This window comes from Azospirillum sp. ST 5-10, from assembly GCF_051225715.1.
In the GTDB taxonomy this organism is placed as follows: domain Bacteria; phylum Pseudomonadota; class Alphaproteobacteria; order Azospirillales; family Azospirillaceae; genus Azospirillum.
On the sequence record NZ_JBPJSP010000022.1, the window covers coordinates 78,040 to 92,250 of the forward strand.

General features: G+C 72.8%; 15 protein-coding genes. 4 read left to right on the forward strand and 11 right to left on the reverse strand.

Features of this window, described 5'->3' with window-relative positions; translation table 11 throughout:
* The first annotated feature begins 2 nt into the window (after positions 1-2).
* Positions 3-773, forward strand: coding sequence for an NTP transferase domain-containing protein (locus ACSBPG_RS21925; protein WP_435539348.1), 771 nt, complete (start codon positions 3-5; stop codon positions 771-773).
* 62 nt (positions 774-835) lie between these two features.
* Here ACSBPG_RS21925 and ACSBPG_RS21930 read toward each other — a convergent pair whose 3' ends face one another.
* Genes ACSBPG_RS21930 through ACSBPG_RS21955 form a run of 6 tightly spaced genes read right to left on the reverse strand, consistent with a single transcriptional unit; the run spans position 836 to position 6,319 of the window.
* Complete coding sequence (locus ACSBPG_RS21930; RefSeq protein ID WP_435539349.1) at positions 836-1,624, reverse strand: nucleotidyltransferase family protein; 789 nt, start codon at positions 1,622-1,624, stop codon at positions 836-838.
* The gene (locus tag ACSBPG_RS21935; protein WP_435539350.1) at positions 1,621-2,790 is read right to left on the reverse strand and encodes a dATP pyrophosphohydrolase; all 1,170 of its coding nucleotides are present in this window, start codon (positions 2,788-2,790) and stop codon (positions 1,621-1,623) included. The genes ACSBPG_RS21930 and ACSBPG_RS21935 overlap by 4 nt, the downstream gene beginning before the upstream one ends.
* Positions 2,787-3,545, reverse strand: a complete 759-nt coding sequence (locus ACSBPG_RS21940) for a sterol desaturase family protein (protein WP_435539351.1) — start codon at positions 3,543-3,545, stop codon at positions 2,787-2,789. The genes ACSBPG_RS21935 and ACSBPG_RS21940 overlap by 4 nt, the downstream gene beginning before the upstream one ends.
* A gap of 32 nt (positions 3,546-3,577) precedes the next feature.
* On the reverse strand, positions 3,578-4,648 hold the full coding sequence (gene lptG, locus ACSBPG_RS21945; protein ID WP_435539352.1) for an LPS export ABC transporter permease LptG: 1,071 nt from the start codon (positions 4,646-4,648) through the stop codon (positions 3,578-3,580).
* The gene (locus ACSBPG_RS21950) at positions 4,645-5,832 is read right to left on the reverse strand and encodes an LptF/LptG family permease (protein ID WP_435539353.1); all 1,188 of its coding nucleotides are present in this window, start codon (positions 5,830-5,832) and stop codon (positions 4,645-4,647) included. Before ACSBPG_RS21950 ends, lptG begins: the two co-directional genes overlap by 4 nt.
* A gap of 43 nt (positions 5,833-5,875) precedes the next feature.
* Entirely contained in the window at positions 5,876-6,319 is a 444-nt protein-coding gene (locus ACSBPG_RS21955; RefSeq protein WP_435539354.1) for an HIT family protein, read from the reverse strand.
* Between the two features lie 115 nt (positions 6,320-6,434).
* Between ACSBPG_RS21955 and ACSBPG_RS21960 the strand changes: the two genes are divergently transcribed.
* On the forward strand, positions 6,435-6,917 hold the full coding sequence (locus tag ACSBPG_RS21960; protein ID WP_435539355.1) for a DUF2141 domain-containing protein: 483 nt from the start codon (positions 6,435-6,437) through the stop codon (positions 6,915-6,917).
* Here the strand turns inward: ACSBPG_RS21960 and ACSBPG_RS21965 are convergent.
* Positions 6,901-7,863, reverse strand: a complete 963-nt coding sequence (locus ACSBPG_RS21965; protein WP_435539356.1) for a metallophosphoesterase family protein — start codon at positions 7,861-7,863, stop codon at positions 6,901-6,903. The two genes, ACSBPG_RS21960 and ACSBPG_RS21965, sit on opposite strands and share 17 nt — an antisense overlap.
* On the opposite strand from ACSBPG_RS21965, the gene ACSBPG_RS21970 reads away from it, so the two are divergent.
* Positions 7,837-8,919, forward strand: a complete 1,083-nt coding sequence (locus ACSBPG_RS21970) for a diacylglycerol kinase family protein (protein WP_435539357.1) — start codon at positions 7,837-7,839, stop codon at positions 8,917-8,919. The two genes, ACSBPG_RS21965 and ACSBPG_RS21970, sit on opposite strands and share 27 nt — an antisense overlap.
* The gene (locus ACSBPG_RS21975) at positions 8,916-9,842 is read left to right on the forward strand and encodes a hypothetical protein (RefSeq protein ID WP_435539358.1); all 927 of its coding nucleotides are present in this window, start codon (positions 8,916-8,918) and stop codon (positions 9,840-9,842) included. Before ACSBPG_RS21970 ends, ACSBPG_RS21975 begins: the two co-directional genes overlap by 4 nt.
* 6 nt (positions 9,843-9,848) lie before the next feature.
* Here the strand turns inward: ACSBPG_RS21975 and spt are convergent, their stop codons facing one another.
* From spt to ACSBPG_RS21995, 4 genes are all read right to left on the reverse strand, one after another.
* Positions 9,849-11,069, reverse strand: a complete 1,221-nt coding sequence (gene spt, locus ACSBPG_RS21980; protein WP_435539359.1) for a serine palmitoyltransferase — start codon at positions 11,067-11,069, stop codon at positions 9,849-9,851.
* A 7-nt stretch (positions 11,070-11,076) separates the two neighbouring features.
* On the reverse strand, positions 11,077-11,352 hold the full coding sequence (locus tag ACSBPG_RS21985; protein WP_435539360.1) for an acyl carrier protein: 276 nt from the start codon (positions 11,350-11,352) through the stop codon (positions 11,077-11,079).
* 168 nt (positions 11,353-11,520) lie between these two features.
* The gene (locus tag ACSBPG_RS21990; protein WP_435539361.1) at positions 11,521-12,465 is read right to left on the reverse strand and encodes an NAD-dependent epimerase/dehydratase family protein; all 945 of its coding nucleotides are present in this window, start codon (positions 12,463-12,465) and stop codon (positions 11,521-11,523) included.
* Complete coding sequence (locus ACSBPG_RS21995) at positions 12,462-14,183, reverse strand: fatty acyl-AMP ligase (protein WP_435539362.1); 1,722 nt, start codon at positions 14,181-14,183, stop codon at positions 12,462-12,464. The genes ACSBPG_RS21990 and ACSBPG_RS21995 overlap by 4 nt, the downstream gene beginning before the upstream one ends.
* Positions 14,184-14,211 lie beyond the last annotated feature (28 nt).

A 14,211-nucleotide genomic window follows, 5' to 3' on the forward strand; every position in this document is an offset into this window, starting at 1 on the left:
CCGTGAAGGCAGTCATCCTCAGCGCCGGCCAGGGCAAGCGTCTCCTGCCGCTGACCGAATCCCGCCCCAAGTGCCTCCTGCCGCTGGCCGGCCGCTCGCTGCTGGAGTGGCAGCTCCGCGCGCTCGCCGCCAACGGCATCGACGAGGCGGTCGTGGTCATCGGCTACGCGGCGGAGGCGGTCGAAACGGTGCTCGCCGGCGTCCGCATTCCCGGCCTCGCCGTCCGCACCCTCTACAACCCCTTCTACAACGTGGCCGACAACATCGGCAGCTGCTTCGTCGCCCTGCCGGAGATGGCCGGCGACTTCCTGCTGCTGAACGGCGACACCCTGTTCGAGCCGGCGGTGCTGGGCCGGGTGCTGGAGCGGGCGACCGCGCCGGTGACGGTCACCATGGACCGCAAGGCGCAGTACGACGCCGACGACATGAAGGTGTGCCTCGACGGCGGGCGCCGGCTGCGCGCCATCGGCAAGACCCTGCCGCTCGACAGCGTGGACGGCGAGTCCATCGGCATGCTGATGTTCCGCGGCGACGGCGGCGCCCGCTTCGCCGCGGCGATCCAGACCGTCCTGCGCGAGCCGGACGGCATCCGCCGCTGGTACCTCTCGGTGATCGACCGGCTGGCCCAGAGCGGCGAGGGGGTGGAAGCCCTGTCCATCGAGGGCCTGCAGTGGGGCGAGGTCGACTTCCTGGCCGACGCCGAGCACGCCCGCCGTCTCGTCGAGTCCTGGGTCGCCGCGGGCCGCTTCGGCGCGCTGCCCGCGGCGGAATAGACCCGACGGTGCACCCCTGGAGCAAGATCGCTCCCGGTGATTCCACCTGGAGCGATCCCGCTCTAACCGCGCCGCCTCAGGATCGCCTCGGCGAGCGCCAGGTCGTCCGCCTTGTCGACGTCGACGGCGGCGTCGGCGAAGGGCATGTCCACCGCCGCCAGCGTCGTGCCGGTCTTCCGGCCGAACGCCGCCAGCGCGGCGTCGAGCCGCAGCCGCCCCAGCGCGAAGGACAGCAGCGTGCCGGGACCGAGTAGGCGGATCATCCGCCACGGCTTCTTGCGGTCCTGCTCGACCCGACGCCAGAACGCCACCACCGAACGCGCCGCCGGCGTGCGCAGAGCGAACAGGTTGCAGCCGCTGACCGGCCCGTCGGCAAAGCGAAGATAGGTGCGCCGGGTGCCGGGATGCGCGGCCTGGATCGTCGCCGCGCCGGCGAGCGCCACCGCGGCATCGGCGTCCGATGGCAGCCGGGACCAGAAATGCTCGACCATCTCCGGCGTCAGCAGCGGATGGTCGGCGGTCGTCACCAGGCACGGAAAGGGCGAGGCGAGCGCGTCGAGCGCCGCCAGCACGCTGCGGCTCGGCGACGGGGCGGCGGGGAGGACGGACAGGGTGCCCTGTTCGACGAAGCGGGCGAAGGCCGGGTGGGTCAGGACGAGATCCGGCCGTTCGATCACCACCGCCACATGGCCGATGCGGGGGACCGCCGTCAGGGTAGCCAGCACGCGGGCCAGCATCGGCTCGCCGGCGACCAGCGCCAGCGCCTTGTGGGAGACGCCGGCCGCCACGGCCACCGGATCGGCCGGACCGCGGCTGCCGGCCAGGACGATCGCCGTCATCGACGCGATCACAGCGCCTTCTCGTAGACCCGGTAGGTCTTGTAGGCGCGCCCGGTGACGGCCTCGGCGATGCGCCGCATGGGCAGGTTGTCCTCCAGCACCCAGGACATCTCGATGCGGTGAAGCCCCATGGCCGCCGATTCCCGGCGGAGCGCGGCGATCACGTGGAAGGCGAGCAGCGAGCCGGTCAGGCTGCTGGCATACCGGCGCCGCACGCCCATCAGCGGCACGCGGCCGCTGCGCACCCCGGACACCTTCAGCCGCCACAGCAGCTTCGCCCAGCCGAACGGGAACAGGCGTCCGCCGAGGTCGTGGATCGCCTCGTTCAGGTTGGGCAGGCACACGGCGAAGGCAGCGGGCTGGCCATCGACCTCCGCGAACCAGACGAGGCGTTCATGGATCAGCGGCTTCATCTGCCGCGCCATATGGTCCACCTCGTCGTCGGTCAGCGGAATGAAGCCCCAGTTCCCGCTCCAGGCGTCGTTGAAGATCGCGGTCAGCGCGGCGATCTCGGCCCGGTAGTCCGCCATGCGCAGCGGACGGACGCGAACGTTGGCCGGGAGAGGCCTCTGCACCACCGCCGCCACCCGCGCCGGCAGATCGGGGCCGAGGCTGAGATAGGCCAGCATGTCCTTGGCCTTGACGTAGCCGGCACGCTCCACCAACGGGCCGAGATAAGGACGGTCGTGCCCCATCATCAGCATGGGCGGCGTGTCGAAGCCGTCGACGAGGAGCCCGGTTTCCTCGTTGATCGACAGGTTGAACGGTCCCAGGACCCGCGCCACGCCCCGGGCGCGCAGCCACTCCTCCGCCGTGCCCATGAGGGCCGCCACCACCTCCGCGTCGTCCACCGCCGCCAGCAGCCCGAAATGGCCGGTGCCGGCCGGCGTCAGGCGATCGATCTGGGCGCTGATCCGGCCGACGTCGCGGCCGCCCCGCCGGGCGATCCAGAACGCCGCCTCGGCGTGGCGGAAATAGGGGTTCTTCGCCGGCGACAGGGCCTCGCGGCGCTCCAGCATCAGCGGCGGCACCCAGGTCGGATCGTCGCCGTGCAGGGCGAAGGGGACGCGGATGAAGCGGTCCAGGTCGGCCCGGCCGCCCACCGGCTCGACGGAGACGCCGGCGGCGCCGCGCCGGACCGGCGCGCCGGGGGCCGCGGCCTCGATCACGCCGTTCACGACGGGGCCACCTCCTCGTGGGCGCGCGGCGGCCGGTCGCGCGGCGGCGCCCCGGTCAGCTCGGCGACCCAGGGGTAGCGGCGCGCCTCGTCCAGATCGTAGCCCAGGTTGAAGACGGTCGGGCTGCGCGGCGTCGCCCGCGCGTCGTCCGACAGGGTGCCGGCCAGCCGGTCGACGAGGAAGGAGGTGATGCCGAAGTTGCTGTTCTCGTCGTGGAAATGGTGCGCCAGGTGGCGCTGCTTGATGCGCAGCAGCAGGCGGTTCTTCGGCTTCACGTTCAGGTGCTGCATGCAGTGGCAGAACTCGTAGACGCACATCACGACCATGGCGCTGGCGACCGCGGCGGCGGCGCCGGCCCGGCCGTCGACCGCCCAGCCCAGGGACAGGCCGATGACCAGGATGAGCGGCAGGGTGTTGGCGAGCGACCCGAACAGGACGTCCAGCCGGTGGGGGTCCTGGTGGTGGTCGAAATGGATGCGCTTCCACAGCGCGGCCGTCAGCGGCGACTTGTAGAGGAAGCGCGCGTGCAGGATGAAGCGGTGCAGCCCGTATTCGATGAAGGGATAGAGGACGACGACGAGCAGGGCCGCCAGCGCCGTGCGCCCGCCCCCGTCGCTCCAGGCGACGGCCAGGGCCGCGCCGACGGCGGCCGCGGCGGCGTAGACCTGGATGGCCGGATAGGTCGCGTAGGCCACCAGGAGCTCCCGCAGGCTCATGCGGCCGAGGTCGTAGGTCCGTCCGTTCCAACCGGGCATGTCGAATGCGCTCCCCGTTCCTGTCCAGCCGATCACTCTTCCAGATAAAGCAGGATCGCGCCGCCGATAAGCGCAAAGATCGCCAGGGGGAACCACACCGCCAGCAGGGGCGGCAGCAGATCGGCTTCGGCGAACGCCGACAGCAGTCCCTGGAACACCATGAACAGCAGCCCGAGGGCGAGACCGGCGGCCATGCCGGCGCCGAAGCCGCGGCTGCGGCGCATGCCGTGCAGCGCCGGCTGGGCGAGCAGCAGCATGACGAAGGATGAGGCGGGAATCGAGAAGATCCGCTGCACCTGGACCTCGTAGAAGGCGACGTCGCGCGTCCCCGACCACACCCCCTCGACGATGGTGCGCAGCCGGTCGATCGACAGGAACTCGGTCGGATCGGCGACGAAGGCGACGTTCTCCGGTGCCGGGCCGTCGGGCCAGGGCAGCACCGCGTCGTGCCGCTGCGACTGCGTGTCCTTGCGCAGGGTGAAGGCGTCGACGTCGTGCAGCACCCAGCCGCCGTCGGCCCAGCGGGCCTCGTCCGCGACCAGACGCGCCGTCGCCCGGCCCAACTCGTCGCGGCGGACGATGGTCACCCCCTCCAGGCGCCGGCCGTCGTCGCGCACCGCCCGCACGGCGACGATGCTGCTCCCTGCGCGCATCCACACCGGCTCGGCGGGCTTCGCCTCCTCGCTGGGCGGCGCCGGCCGCGCCTCCCACCAGGCCTGCAGCGCCTGCTCGGCGCGCGGGGCCAACTGGTCCATCAGCACGAAGTGCAGGGCGACGATCGCGGCGACCGCCGGCAGCAGGGTCGCGAACAGCCGCCAGGACGACGCGCCGATCGACCGCAGGGCGATCACCTCGCCGCGCTGCGCGAAGGACATGAAGGCGAGGAGGGCGCCGATCAGCACCGCCAGCGGGACGAGCTGGTTGAGGATCAGCGGCAGCCGCAGGACGACGTAGGACAGCAGGTCGGCGGTGCCGTGCCCCCGCTCCAGCACGTCGCCCATCTTGTCCATCAGGTCGAGGAGCTGCAGCAGCGCCCCCAGGCCGAACAGCACGGCGCAGAAGCGGCCGACGAAGGCGCGCGTGAAGTAGGCGGCGAGCGTCACGTCGCCACCCTCCGGCGCGGCAGCAGGCGCCGCACCCGCCGGACCACGCCGTCCACCGCCTCGAACACCGGTTCGAAGGGGTTCACGCCCGGCCGGCGGTCGGCCATCAGGTAGAGGGCGAGGCACAGGGCGGCGAAGACGGCGAACGGCCCCCACAGGCTGAGGACCGGCGGCACCCGGCCGAGGTCGCCCAGGCTCTCGCCGAACTGCACGGCATGGTGGTAGAGGAGCAGGATGACGGCGGCGACGGCGATTCCCTGCCAGCGGAACGACCGCTTCGCCGCCATCCCCATGGGCACCGCCAGCATGGGCAGAAGCATCAGCGACACCGAACGCACCAGACGGGCGTGGAACTCGGCGACGAGCCGGCTGTGCGGCACCGGCGCGCCGGGGTCGGCCATCTCCCGGCGCAGCTCGGTCATCGTCAGCTCCCGCTCGCTGTCGCCGCGGCTGCGGAACAGCGGGATGTCGCGCGGGAAGCGGTGGTCGACCAGCAGCTCGTCGAAGGCGACGGCCGCCGGGTTCTCCCCGGGGGCCGTCCGGATCTGCACCACGTTGTGCAGCCGCAGCCGCAGGAAGTCGCTGTCGGCGCTCGCCTGGAGGAACCCCGACTCGGCGGTCGTCGTGACCTCGGTGCCGGTGGGCCGCGTCTCGTGGATGAACACGCGTTCCAGCCGGCGCCCGTCGCGGTCCAGCCGGTCGGCGTAGACGGTGTAGCCGTTGCCGGCGTCGATGAAGGTGCCGGCGGTGACCGACGCGTCCCAGGCGGCGTTGGTGACGACGTGGAAGATCGACCGGTAGGTGTAGCGGGAATAGGGCTGGATGTAGCCGTAGAGCGCCACGCTGAACACCGTCAGCAGGACGCCGAGGCCGAGGAACGGCCGGCTGAACCGCCGCACCGACAGGCCGCAGCCGTGCAGGGCGTCCAGCTCGCTGTCCTCGCTGAAGCGTGCCGACACGAGGAAGATGCTGATGAAGAACGCCGCCGGCAGCGCCAGACCGAGATAGTGCGGCACCAGGTTGACCAGCATGTTCATGATCTGCCCGAACTGCTTTCCCTGGGTGGCCAGCAGGTCGAACAGGCGCAGCAGCCGCTCGAGCACGAGGGCGATGAGCACCACCGCCAGCGACACGCCGAGCGGCTTCGCCGTCTGCACCAGGATGTAGCGGTCGATCAGGCGCACGGCATTCCGAGGCGTCCAGCGGAAGGGGCGGGTTCGTCCGATCTCATGCAGCGGTCTCGCCCCAGGCCGTGCGCAGCGCCGCCACGAGGCGGTCCAACGCGTCGGCCTCCGGCGCCACCGCCGTGCCCAGCGCCGGCGGACCGGGCCAGCCGGCGTCCGGGACCTCCAGTCCCTCGAACCGGCGCACACCCTGGTAGCGCGGGATGACGTGGAAGTGGACGTCGGGGTCCACCATCATCAGCATGAGATAGTTGATCTTGTCGTAGCAGACGAAGGCCGCCAGCGTCGCCTCGATGCGCGCCACCACCGCCTGCAGGTCGGCGAAGGCGGCCGGGCTCACCGCCCCGAAGCTGGTGACCGGCTCGCGGCAGGCGAGGACGAGCGATCCGAGGGTGACCTGCTGCGGACGCACGAGAACGCACCAGTGCGGCGTCTGCGCCAGCAGCGTGTGCGGATGGCCGAACTTCCGCATCGTCGCGTTCGACATGGGTTTCATCCCGGGTGGTCCTGAGCGGCAGGACGGGGTAAAAGCCCTATGTATGGCGGTCGCGAGTGAAACGCAAATCAAACGCCGCCCGCCGCGTCTTCCAGGGTTCCCACTCATGCCGTCTTTGCGTTTCCTGTTCGGCGTGCCGGCGCTGCTGGTCGGCATGGGGATGGCTTCGGCCGAGCCGGTGCTGACCGGCGAGGCGGCCCCGTGCACCGACGCGCCGGACCAAGTGCGGCTGCACGTGGCGGTGTCCGGCGTGCGCAACGACCGCGGCACGGTCACCGTGACCGTGTACGGCGACGTTCCCGCCGACTTCCTGGCACCCGGACGCAAGCTCGCGCGGGTGCGGGCACCGGCCCGCGCCGGCCTGACCGATGTCTGCCTCGCCGTGCCGCCGCGCAGCGCCTACGCCGTCGCCCTGTACCACGACGAGAACGACGACCGCGACTTCAACCGCACGCTCCTCGGCCTGCCCGCCGAAGGCTACGGCGTCTCCAACGACGCGCCGACCCTGCTCGGCATCCCCAGCTACGACTCGGCGCGGATCACCGCCCATCCCGGCGACAACGACGTCGCCATCACCATCCACTACTGACGGCCGGCTGGCCGCAGACCGCCAGCGCCGGGGCGTCGTAGGACACGGCGAACCGCTCGGCCGTCCCGAAGCCGCCGGCGCCGTAGCCGCGGACCAGCGCCGCGAGGTGCCAGCCGCCCTCCCCGCGCGCCGTCACCGTGAACTGGATCCAGCGCGCCGGATGGGCGTGCCCTTCGGCGCCCGAGGCCGACGCCACGCCGACCACCGGTATCGATCGACCGCCGGGGCCCGGCAGGAGGCCGCGGTGGTTGCGGTGGTGATGTCCGTGCAGCACCAGCTCGGCCCCGGCGCGGGCCAGAACGCCCTGCACGGCGCGGCGGTCGGTCAGTCCCTTGCGGGCGCCGCCGCCGACCGGCAGGGGTGGGTGATGCATGAGGACGACCCGGAAGAGGCCACGCGCCGCCAGCTCGTTCAGCACCGCCTCGACGCGGGCGCGCTGCGCCGTCCCCACCGTGCCGGTGGCGAGCAGCGGCAGGGTCGGCACCGCGGTGGAGACGCCGACGAACGCCACCGGGCCGCGGATCCGGACATAGGGGAAGCCGGCGGGGCCGCCGGCGTCCGCGCCGTCTCCCGTCATCCACGGCTGCCAGCGCCCCAGGCCGATGCCCCAGGGGACGGCCACGGTGGCGTCGTGGTTGCCCGGCACCACCGACACCCGCTCGGGAGCCCCCAGCCCTTCCAGCCACAGGCGCGCCAGCTCGAACTCGTCGGGCAGCGCGATGTTGACGAGGTCGCCGGTGACGACGACGTGGTCGGGGGCGTGGCGCTCGACGTCGGCCAGCAGTGCCGCGAGAACATCGGGCAGGTGGAGGCGGTGCCGCTTGCGCCGCCAGGACAGGAAGCCTAACAATCGCTTCCCCGCGAGGTGGCGCAGCCGGGCCGGCAGGCCCGGCGGCAGGGGCAGGTGCGGATCGGACAGATGGGCGAAGCGGAAGCCGTGCGGCATCACGAGGACATGAGCGTGGAGAGCGGGATCGTCGACCTACCATTGCCCGGCGCCGGCCGCCCTGTCGAGTCCGCACGCCCGCGCCGCGCCGCGCCCGCACCGGCACGGGTCGGCTTCATCGGCAACCCGCGCAGCCGCCACAACGCGGGCGGCGGCCTCGACGCCGCCTTGGCCGGGTTCGGCGACCTGCCGCAGGCGCAGCCGCGGAGCGCGGACGAGCTGGCCGAGGCGCTGCGCGAGTTCCGCCGGCGCGAGGTCCGCGTGCTCGCGGTGAGCGGCGGCGACGGGACGATCCGCGAGATCCTGACCGCCCTGCCGCAGGTCTACGGCGACGACCCGCCGGATCTCGCCCTGCTGCCGGCCGGCAAGACCAACCTCGCCGCACGGGTCGTCGGGGTGGCCGGGCGTCGGCACCGGAACGTCCCGGCGGAACTGACCCGCCTGCTCGACGGCGCCCGCCGCCGCACGTTGCGGCGGATCGAATGCCCCGTGCTGGACGTGGCGTGGCGCGACGCGCCGGAGCGCCGCATCCGCGGCTTCCTGTTCGGCGCCGCCGGGTTCGCCGCGGGCACCCGGCTCGCCAACAGCCACGTCCACCGGGTGGGCATCGCCAACGCCGCGGCGGTCGCCCTGTCGATCGCCGCCATGACCGGTTCCGTGCTGTTCGGCCGGGAACGGCGCGCCCTGATGGATGGCGACGCGATGCGCCTCCAGATCGACGGCGGCTGGCAGCGTGCGGGCCGCCACTTCCTGACGCTGGCGACGACGCTCGACAGCCTGGTGCTGAACATCCGGCCGTTCTGGGGCGAGGGCGGCGCGCCGCTGCGCTGGCTCGACATCCCGGCGCCGCCGCCGCGCCTGGCGACCGCCCTCCTGCCGACCCTGCTCGGCCGGCCGCGGCCGTGGATGATCGAGGCGGGCTACGCCAGCGGCCGGGCGCGCGCGATCGACATCGAGCTGGACCGCCCCTTCATCGTCGACGGCGAGGCGTTCGAGCCCGGCCCGAGGGGCATCCGGCTGTCGGCCGGCGGGCGCATCGGCTTCGTGGTGCCATGAGCCGCCCCCTGGCCGCCGCCGCCGCCGCCGAGCTGGAGCGGCCGGTCATGGCGCAGGCGCGCGCCCTCGCCGACGCCATCGTCGCCCGGCACGGCGCGGCGGTGGCGGCGGTGCTGTTCTACGGCTCCTGCCTGCGCACCGGCGACGCCGACGGCATCCTCGACGTCTACGTCCTCACCGACCGGCTGCGCGCCTTCCACGGCCGCCTGTGGCCGGCCGTCCTGAACACCCTGCTGCCGCCCACCGTGTCCTACCTGGAGGTGCCGTTCGGGGCGGGCCGGGTGCGCGCCAAGGTGGCGGTCATGGGAACGGCGGCGTTCGCCCGCGCCGTGCGGGGGAACGGGGTCGACACCACGGTGTGGGCCCGCTTCTGCCAGCCGGCGGCGCTGCTCCACGCCCGCGACGCGGACTGCCGCGCCGCCGCCGTCGACGCCGTCGCCACGGCGATCGCCACGGCGGCGCGCTGGGCGGTCGGGCTGGGACCGGACCGCGGCACCGCGGCGGAGTACTGGACCGGGCTGTTCCGCCACACCTACGGCGCCGAGCTGCGGGCCGAACGCGGCAACCGTCCCGACCTCGTCCACGACTGGGCGGCGGAGCGCTACCGCCGCCTGCTGCCGCTGGCGCTCGCTGACGCCGGAATCGCCGCCGAGTCGGACGCCGACGGCCGGCTCCGTCCGCTCGTCGACCACGGGGCGGCCCGGCGCGCCTGGGCCGTGCGCCGCCGCGCCGGCAAGCTGCTGAACCTCCTGCGGCTCGCCAAGGCGCTCGCCACCTTCGAGAACGGCGTCGACTACATCCTGTGGAAGCTGGAGCGGCACAGCGGCCGCCCCGTGGCGATCTCCGACTGGGAGCGGCGCCACCCGCTCCTCGCCGCTCCCGTGGTGCTGTGGCGCCTGCGCCGCGACGGCGTCATCCGCTGAACGCGGCTACTGCGCCGCCGCGCAGGCCAGGGAGGGCGTGACCACGCCCATCTGGCGCCCGATGTAGGTGATCGCCGCGACGGCGGCGTCGATCTGCTCGGGCGTGTGGGCGGCGCTGACGCTCGAACGCAGGAGCGGGAAATTGTCCGGCGTCGCCGGCGGCAGGGCCAAGTTGAGGTAGATCCCGGCGTCGAGCAGCCGGTTCCAGAAGGCGATGGCGACCTCGGTCGAGGGCATGCGCACCGAGACGACGGGGTTGACCTGCGGCCCCAGCACGAAGCCCTCGGCCGCAAGCCCGCCGTAGAGGCGCTGGGCGTTCTCGCGCAGGCGGGTGCGCAGGCCCGGCTCCTCCTCGACCCGGGTCAGCGCCTGCAGCACCGACGCGATCACCGACGGCGGCAGCGAGGCCGTGAACATGTACGGCCGGCAGGCGACGCGCAGCACGTCGAAATCCGGCAGGTTGGAGACGCAGAAGCCGCCGACCGCCCCCAGGCTCTTGCTGAAGGTGCCGACGATGAAGTCGACGTCGGCCTCGACGCCGGCCTCCTCGGCGAGGCCGCGGCCGCGCGGGCCCAGCACGCCGAGCGAGTGCGCCTCGTCCACCAGCAGATGGGCGCCCCACTCGCGCTTGACCTCGGCGATCTCCTTCAGCGGCGCGGTGTCGCCGAGCATGCTGTAGATGCCCTCGACGACGATCAGGCGGCTGCCTTCGGCGCCCTTGAGCCGGCGCAGGCGGCGCGCCAGATCGTCGGGATCGTTGTGGCGGAAGCGGATGACCTCCGCCTGGCCGAGGCGGCATCCGTCGTAGATGCTGGCGTGGCTGTCGGCGTCGATCAGGATGTGATCGCCGCGGCCGGCCACCGTCGACAGGATGCCGAGGTTGGCCTGGTAGCCCGTGGAGAACAGCATCGCCGACTGGCAGCCGTAGAACGCGGCGAGGCGGCGCTCCAGTTCGGCGTGGCCATCGTAGGTGCCGTTGGCGATGCGCGACCCGGTGGTGCCGGTGCCGGCCCGGCGGACCGCGTCGGCCGCCTGCTCGATGCAGGAGGGGTCGAAGGTCAGGCCGAGATAGTTGTTCGTCCCCAGCAGGATGACCGGCTGGCCGTTGAGTATCCCTTCGGTCGGCGAGCGGATCGCGTCGAATCGCACGGCGAAGGGGTTGTTCCCAGCGGCCCGCACGGCATCGTACGAATCCCGGAGGGACGAGAACTTGGCGAGAATGCTCATGTCGGGGTCAGCACCTCTTGAGGTCCGCGATCACCGCAGCAAGATCACCGACGGTCTCGATCCCCACCAGGCGGTCCATGGGAATGGATACGTCGAACCGGTCCTCGAGAGTCATGACGAAATTCATGACTGCGAGCGAATCGAGGCCGAGGTCGTGCACGATGTTCGTCTCAGGACCGACATTGCTTGGCGGTTGCGGCAGACCATCCATCATTTCGATGATGGTGGAAATGATCTCGCGGTTTCGGTCGGGATCTGGATCGGGCGACGGAGATGCCGGCATGAATGGTTGAACCTATCAACGTGTCGGGGTTCGGAACGCCCACGTGTCGCCGAACTGTAAAAATAATCCCACCAAGGCTTCAACCTTTTCGATTTCATGGCCCCCATACCGATGCATAAGCGCAACGGTATGGGGGGTACGCCCGACGGCAGGGGGGCTGAACGGCGTTCACAACCAGCCGGCGTCGCGGTACCAGCGGACGGTGGCGGCGAACCCGTCGTCCAGCGCGATCGCCGGAGTCCACAGCTCCGTCGGCGGCTGGCGCTCCGCCGCCGACGACCAGTCCGGGTGCAGGATCTCGCGCGCCTTGCCGGCGGTCAGCATGGGGGAGCCGCCGCCCAGCCGGCCCAGCGCCCCGGCGACCGCGCCGCCCAACCGCACCACGGCCGGCGGGACGCGCACCAGGCGGGGCGTGCCGCCGCTCGCCGCGGCGGCCGCCCGGAGGACGGTGGTCCACGGGTAGCCCTCCCGCCGCGCGTCGCTGAGCTCGAAGATCCGGCCGGTCGGGCCGCCGTCGCACAGCGCGGCCACCGCCGCGGTGGCGTCGTCGACGTGGATCAGGCAGACCCGCGACTCCGGACCGTGGAACAGCGGAAGCAGCGGCCCGCGGGCGGCCCGGAAGACGGCCAGGGTCTCGCGGTCCCACGGGCCGTAGATCGCCGGCGGCCGGACGATGGTCCACGCCACCGCGGCCGCGGCGGCGCGGAGCGCCTCCTCGCCGGCGCGCTTGCTGGCGGCGTAGTCGGACAGCTGCGGCTCGCGCGCCGCCAGGGAGGATACGGCGACCAGCCGGGCGGCGGGGGCCGCGGCGGCCACCGCCGCGGCGAGCCGGCCGGCCCCGTCGCCGTTGACGGCGAAGAACCGCGACCGCGACGGCGCCTTGATCAGGCCGGCGCCATGCACCACCGCGGCGGCGCCGCGCACCAGGACACGCAGCGACTCGGGATCGTCGAGGTCGCCGCGGACCACCTCGACGCCCTGGGCGGGAAGCTGCGGGTGCGCCGGGTCGCGGCGCGCCAGCAGGCGGACGCGCCAGCCGCGGCGGACCAGGGCCGCCACCACGGCGCGTCCGAGGAAGCCCGTGCCGCCGGTGACCGCGGCGAGCCGCGTCAAAGCCCCTCCCCGAAGGCCCCCGTCAGAAAGAGCTGGCGGGCGCGGCTGCGGCTGAGCTTGCCGGACGAGGTCTGCGGCAGGCTGTGCGGCGGCACCAGCACCACCGTCGCATCGACGCCGTGGGCGCTGTTCAACGCGCCGCCGACCGCGGCCCTCAGCGCCTGCCGGCCTTCGGGCGTGGCGGTCCGGCAATGGACGAGGACGATGATCCGTTCGGAGTCGCCGCCGTCGTCGATGGAGAAGGCCGCGGCGTCGCCGCTGCGCAGGCCGTCGACGTGCTCGGCGCTCCACTCCAGGTCCTGCGGCCAGATGTTGCGGCCGTTGACCAGGATGAGATCCTTGGCGCGCCCGGTGATGACCAGCGACGAGCCGAGCCGGTAGCCGAGGTCGCCGGTATCGAGCCAGCCGTCGGCCGACAGCACCCGGGCCGTCTCCTCCGGGTTCTCGAAGTACTCGCGCATCAGGCTGGGGCCGCGCACGAAGATCCGGCCGACCCGCCGCTCGTCGAGCACCCGGCCGTCGCTGTCGCGGATCTCCGCGGTGTAGCCCGGCAGCGGCGGTCCGCAGAGGACGAAGTCGCGGGCCCGCGAGTCGGGCGTGGCCGGCGCCGCCGCGTGCTGCAGTCCCTCCAGGCGGTCCATGTCCACCCGGTCCACGTCCACGCCGCGGCCGAGCGGGGCGAAGCTGACCGCCAGCGTCGTTTCCGCCATGCCGTAGCTGGGCACGAAGGCGCCGGCGTCGAAGCCGCAGGCCCGGAAGGTCTCGGCGAAGCGGGCCAGGATGTGGGGGCGGATCATGTCACCGCCGATGCCGGCACCGCGCCAAGTGGAGAGGTCGAGCCCCTCCGGCAGGCTGTTGCCGGCGCGCCGCGCGCACAGCTCGTAGCCGAAGCTCGGGCTGTAGGACAACGTCCCGCGGTTGCGCGAGATCAGCGACAGCCAGGTCAGGGGCCGGCGGGCGAACTCGTGGGTCGGCAGATAGTCGACGGTCGTGCCGGTGACGACCGGCGTCAGCAGGAATCCGACGAGGCCCATGTCGTGGTAGAAGGGCAGCCACGACACGCAGCGGTCGCTGGGGACGATCTTCAGGCCGTGCAGCGCGATCGCGTGCGCGTTGGCCATCAGCGCCCGATGGGTGATCGTCACCCCGTGGGGAAAGCGCGTGCTGCCCGACGAGAACTGCAGGAAGGCGACGTCCTCCGCGGCGACGGCCGGCAGCTCGGCGCCGTCCTCGGCCACCGCGTCGAAGGCCGAGAGGTCGCCGACGGTCCGCAGACCCAACCCGTCGGCCGCTTCGGCCATCCACTCGACCAGCGGCGACGGGGCCAGCACGCCGGACACCCGCGCCACCGTCAGCATGCCGCGGATGTGGGCGACGTAGCGGTCGCGGCCGCCCAGCGCCATGGGCGGCGGCAACGGCACCGGCGTGAGCCCGGCGACGATGCACGCGAAGAACGCCCGCACGAAGTCGGCGTTCATCTCGGCAATCAGCGCCACCCGTTCGCCCCGGGCGAAGCCCGCGTTCAGCATGCGCCGGCCCAGGATGCGGGCCTGCCCGGCAAGGGCGCGATAGGTCACGCCCTCGACCAGCTGTCCGCGTCCCGAATGGAAGCTGAGGCCACCCTCGCCCCGGGCCGCACGGTCCAGCGCGTCGACCAACGTCGCACAACCCAGCCACGGGGGAGAAACGGCGCTCATCGACGGGTCGCTTGCCAACATCCCTGCAATCCTGATCTGAACCGCGCAA

Excerpts from the sequence above, each read along its gene's own strand:
- ACSBPG_RS21975 (WP_435539358.1), top strand. The coding sequence starts at position 8,916 with ATGAGCCGCCCCCTGGCCGCCGCCGCCGCCGCCGAGCTGGAGCGGCCG.
- ACSBPG_RS21995 (WP_435539362.1), bottom strand. The coding sequence starts at position 14,183 with ATGTTGGCAAGCGACCCGTCGATGAGCGCCGTTTCTCCCCCGTGGCTG.
- ACSBPG_RS21970 (WP_435539357.1), top strand. The coding sequence starts at position 7,837 with ATGGGCGAAGCGGAAGCCGTGCGGCATCACGAGGACATGAGCGTGGAG.
- ACSBPG_RS21960 (WP_435539355.1), top strand. The coding sequence starts at position 6,435 with ATGCCGTCTTTGCGTTTCCTGTTCGGCGTGCCGGCGCTGCTGGTCGGC.
- ACSBPG_RS21965 (WP_435539356.1), bottom strand. The coding sequence starts at position 7,863 with ATGCCGCACGGCTTCCGCTTCGCCCATCTGTCCGATCCGCACCTGCCC.
- ACSBPG_RS21955 (WP_435539354.1), bottom strand. The coding sequence starts at position 6,319 with ATGTCGAACGCGACGATGCGGAAGTTCGGCCATCCGCACACGCTGCTG.
- spt (WP_435539359.1), bottom strand. The coding sequence starts at position 11,069 with ATGAGCATTCTCGCCAAGTTCTCGTCCCTCCGGGATTCGTACGATGCC.
- ACSBPG_RS21940 (WP_435539351.1), bottom strand. The coding sequence starts at position 3,545 with ATGCCCGGTTGGAACGGACGGACCTACGACCTCGGCCGCATGAGCCTG.
- ACSBPG_RS21985 (WP_435539360.1), bottom strand. The coding sequence starts at position 11,352 with ATGCCGGCATCTCCGTCGCCCGATCCAGATCCCGACCGAAACCGCGAG.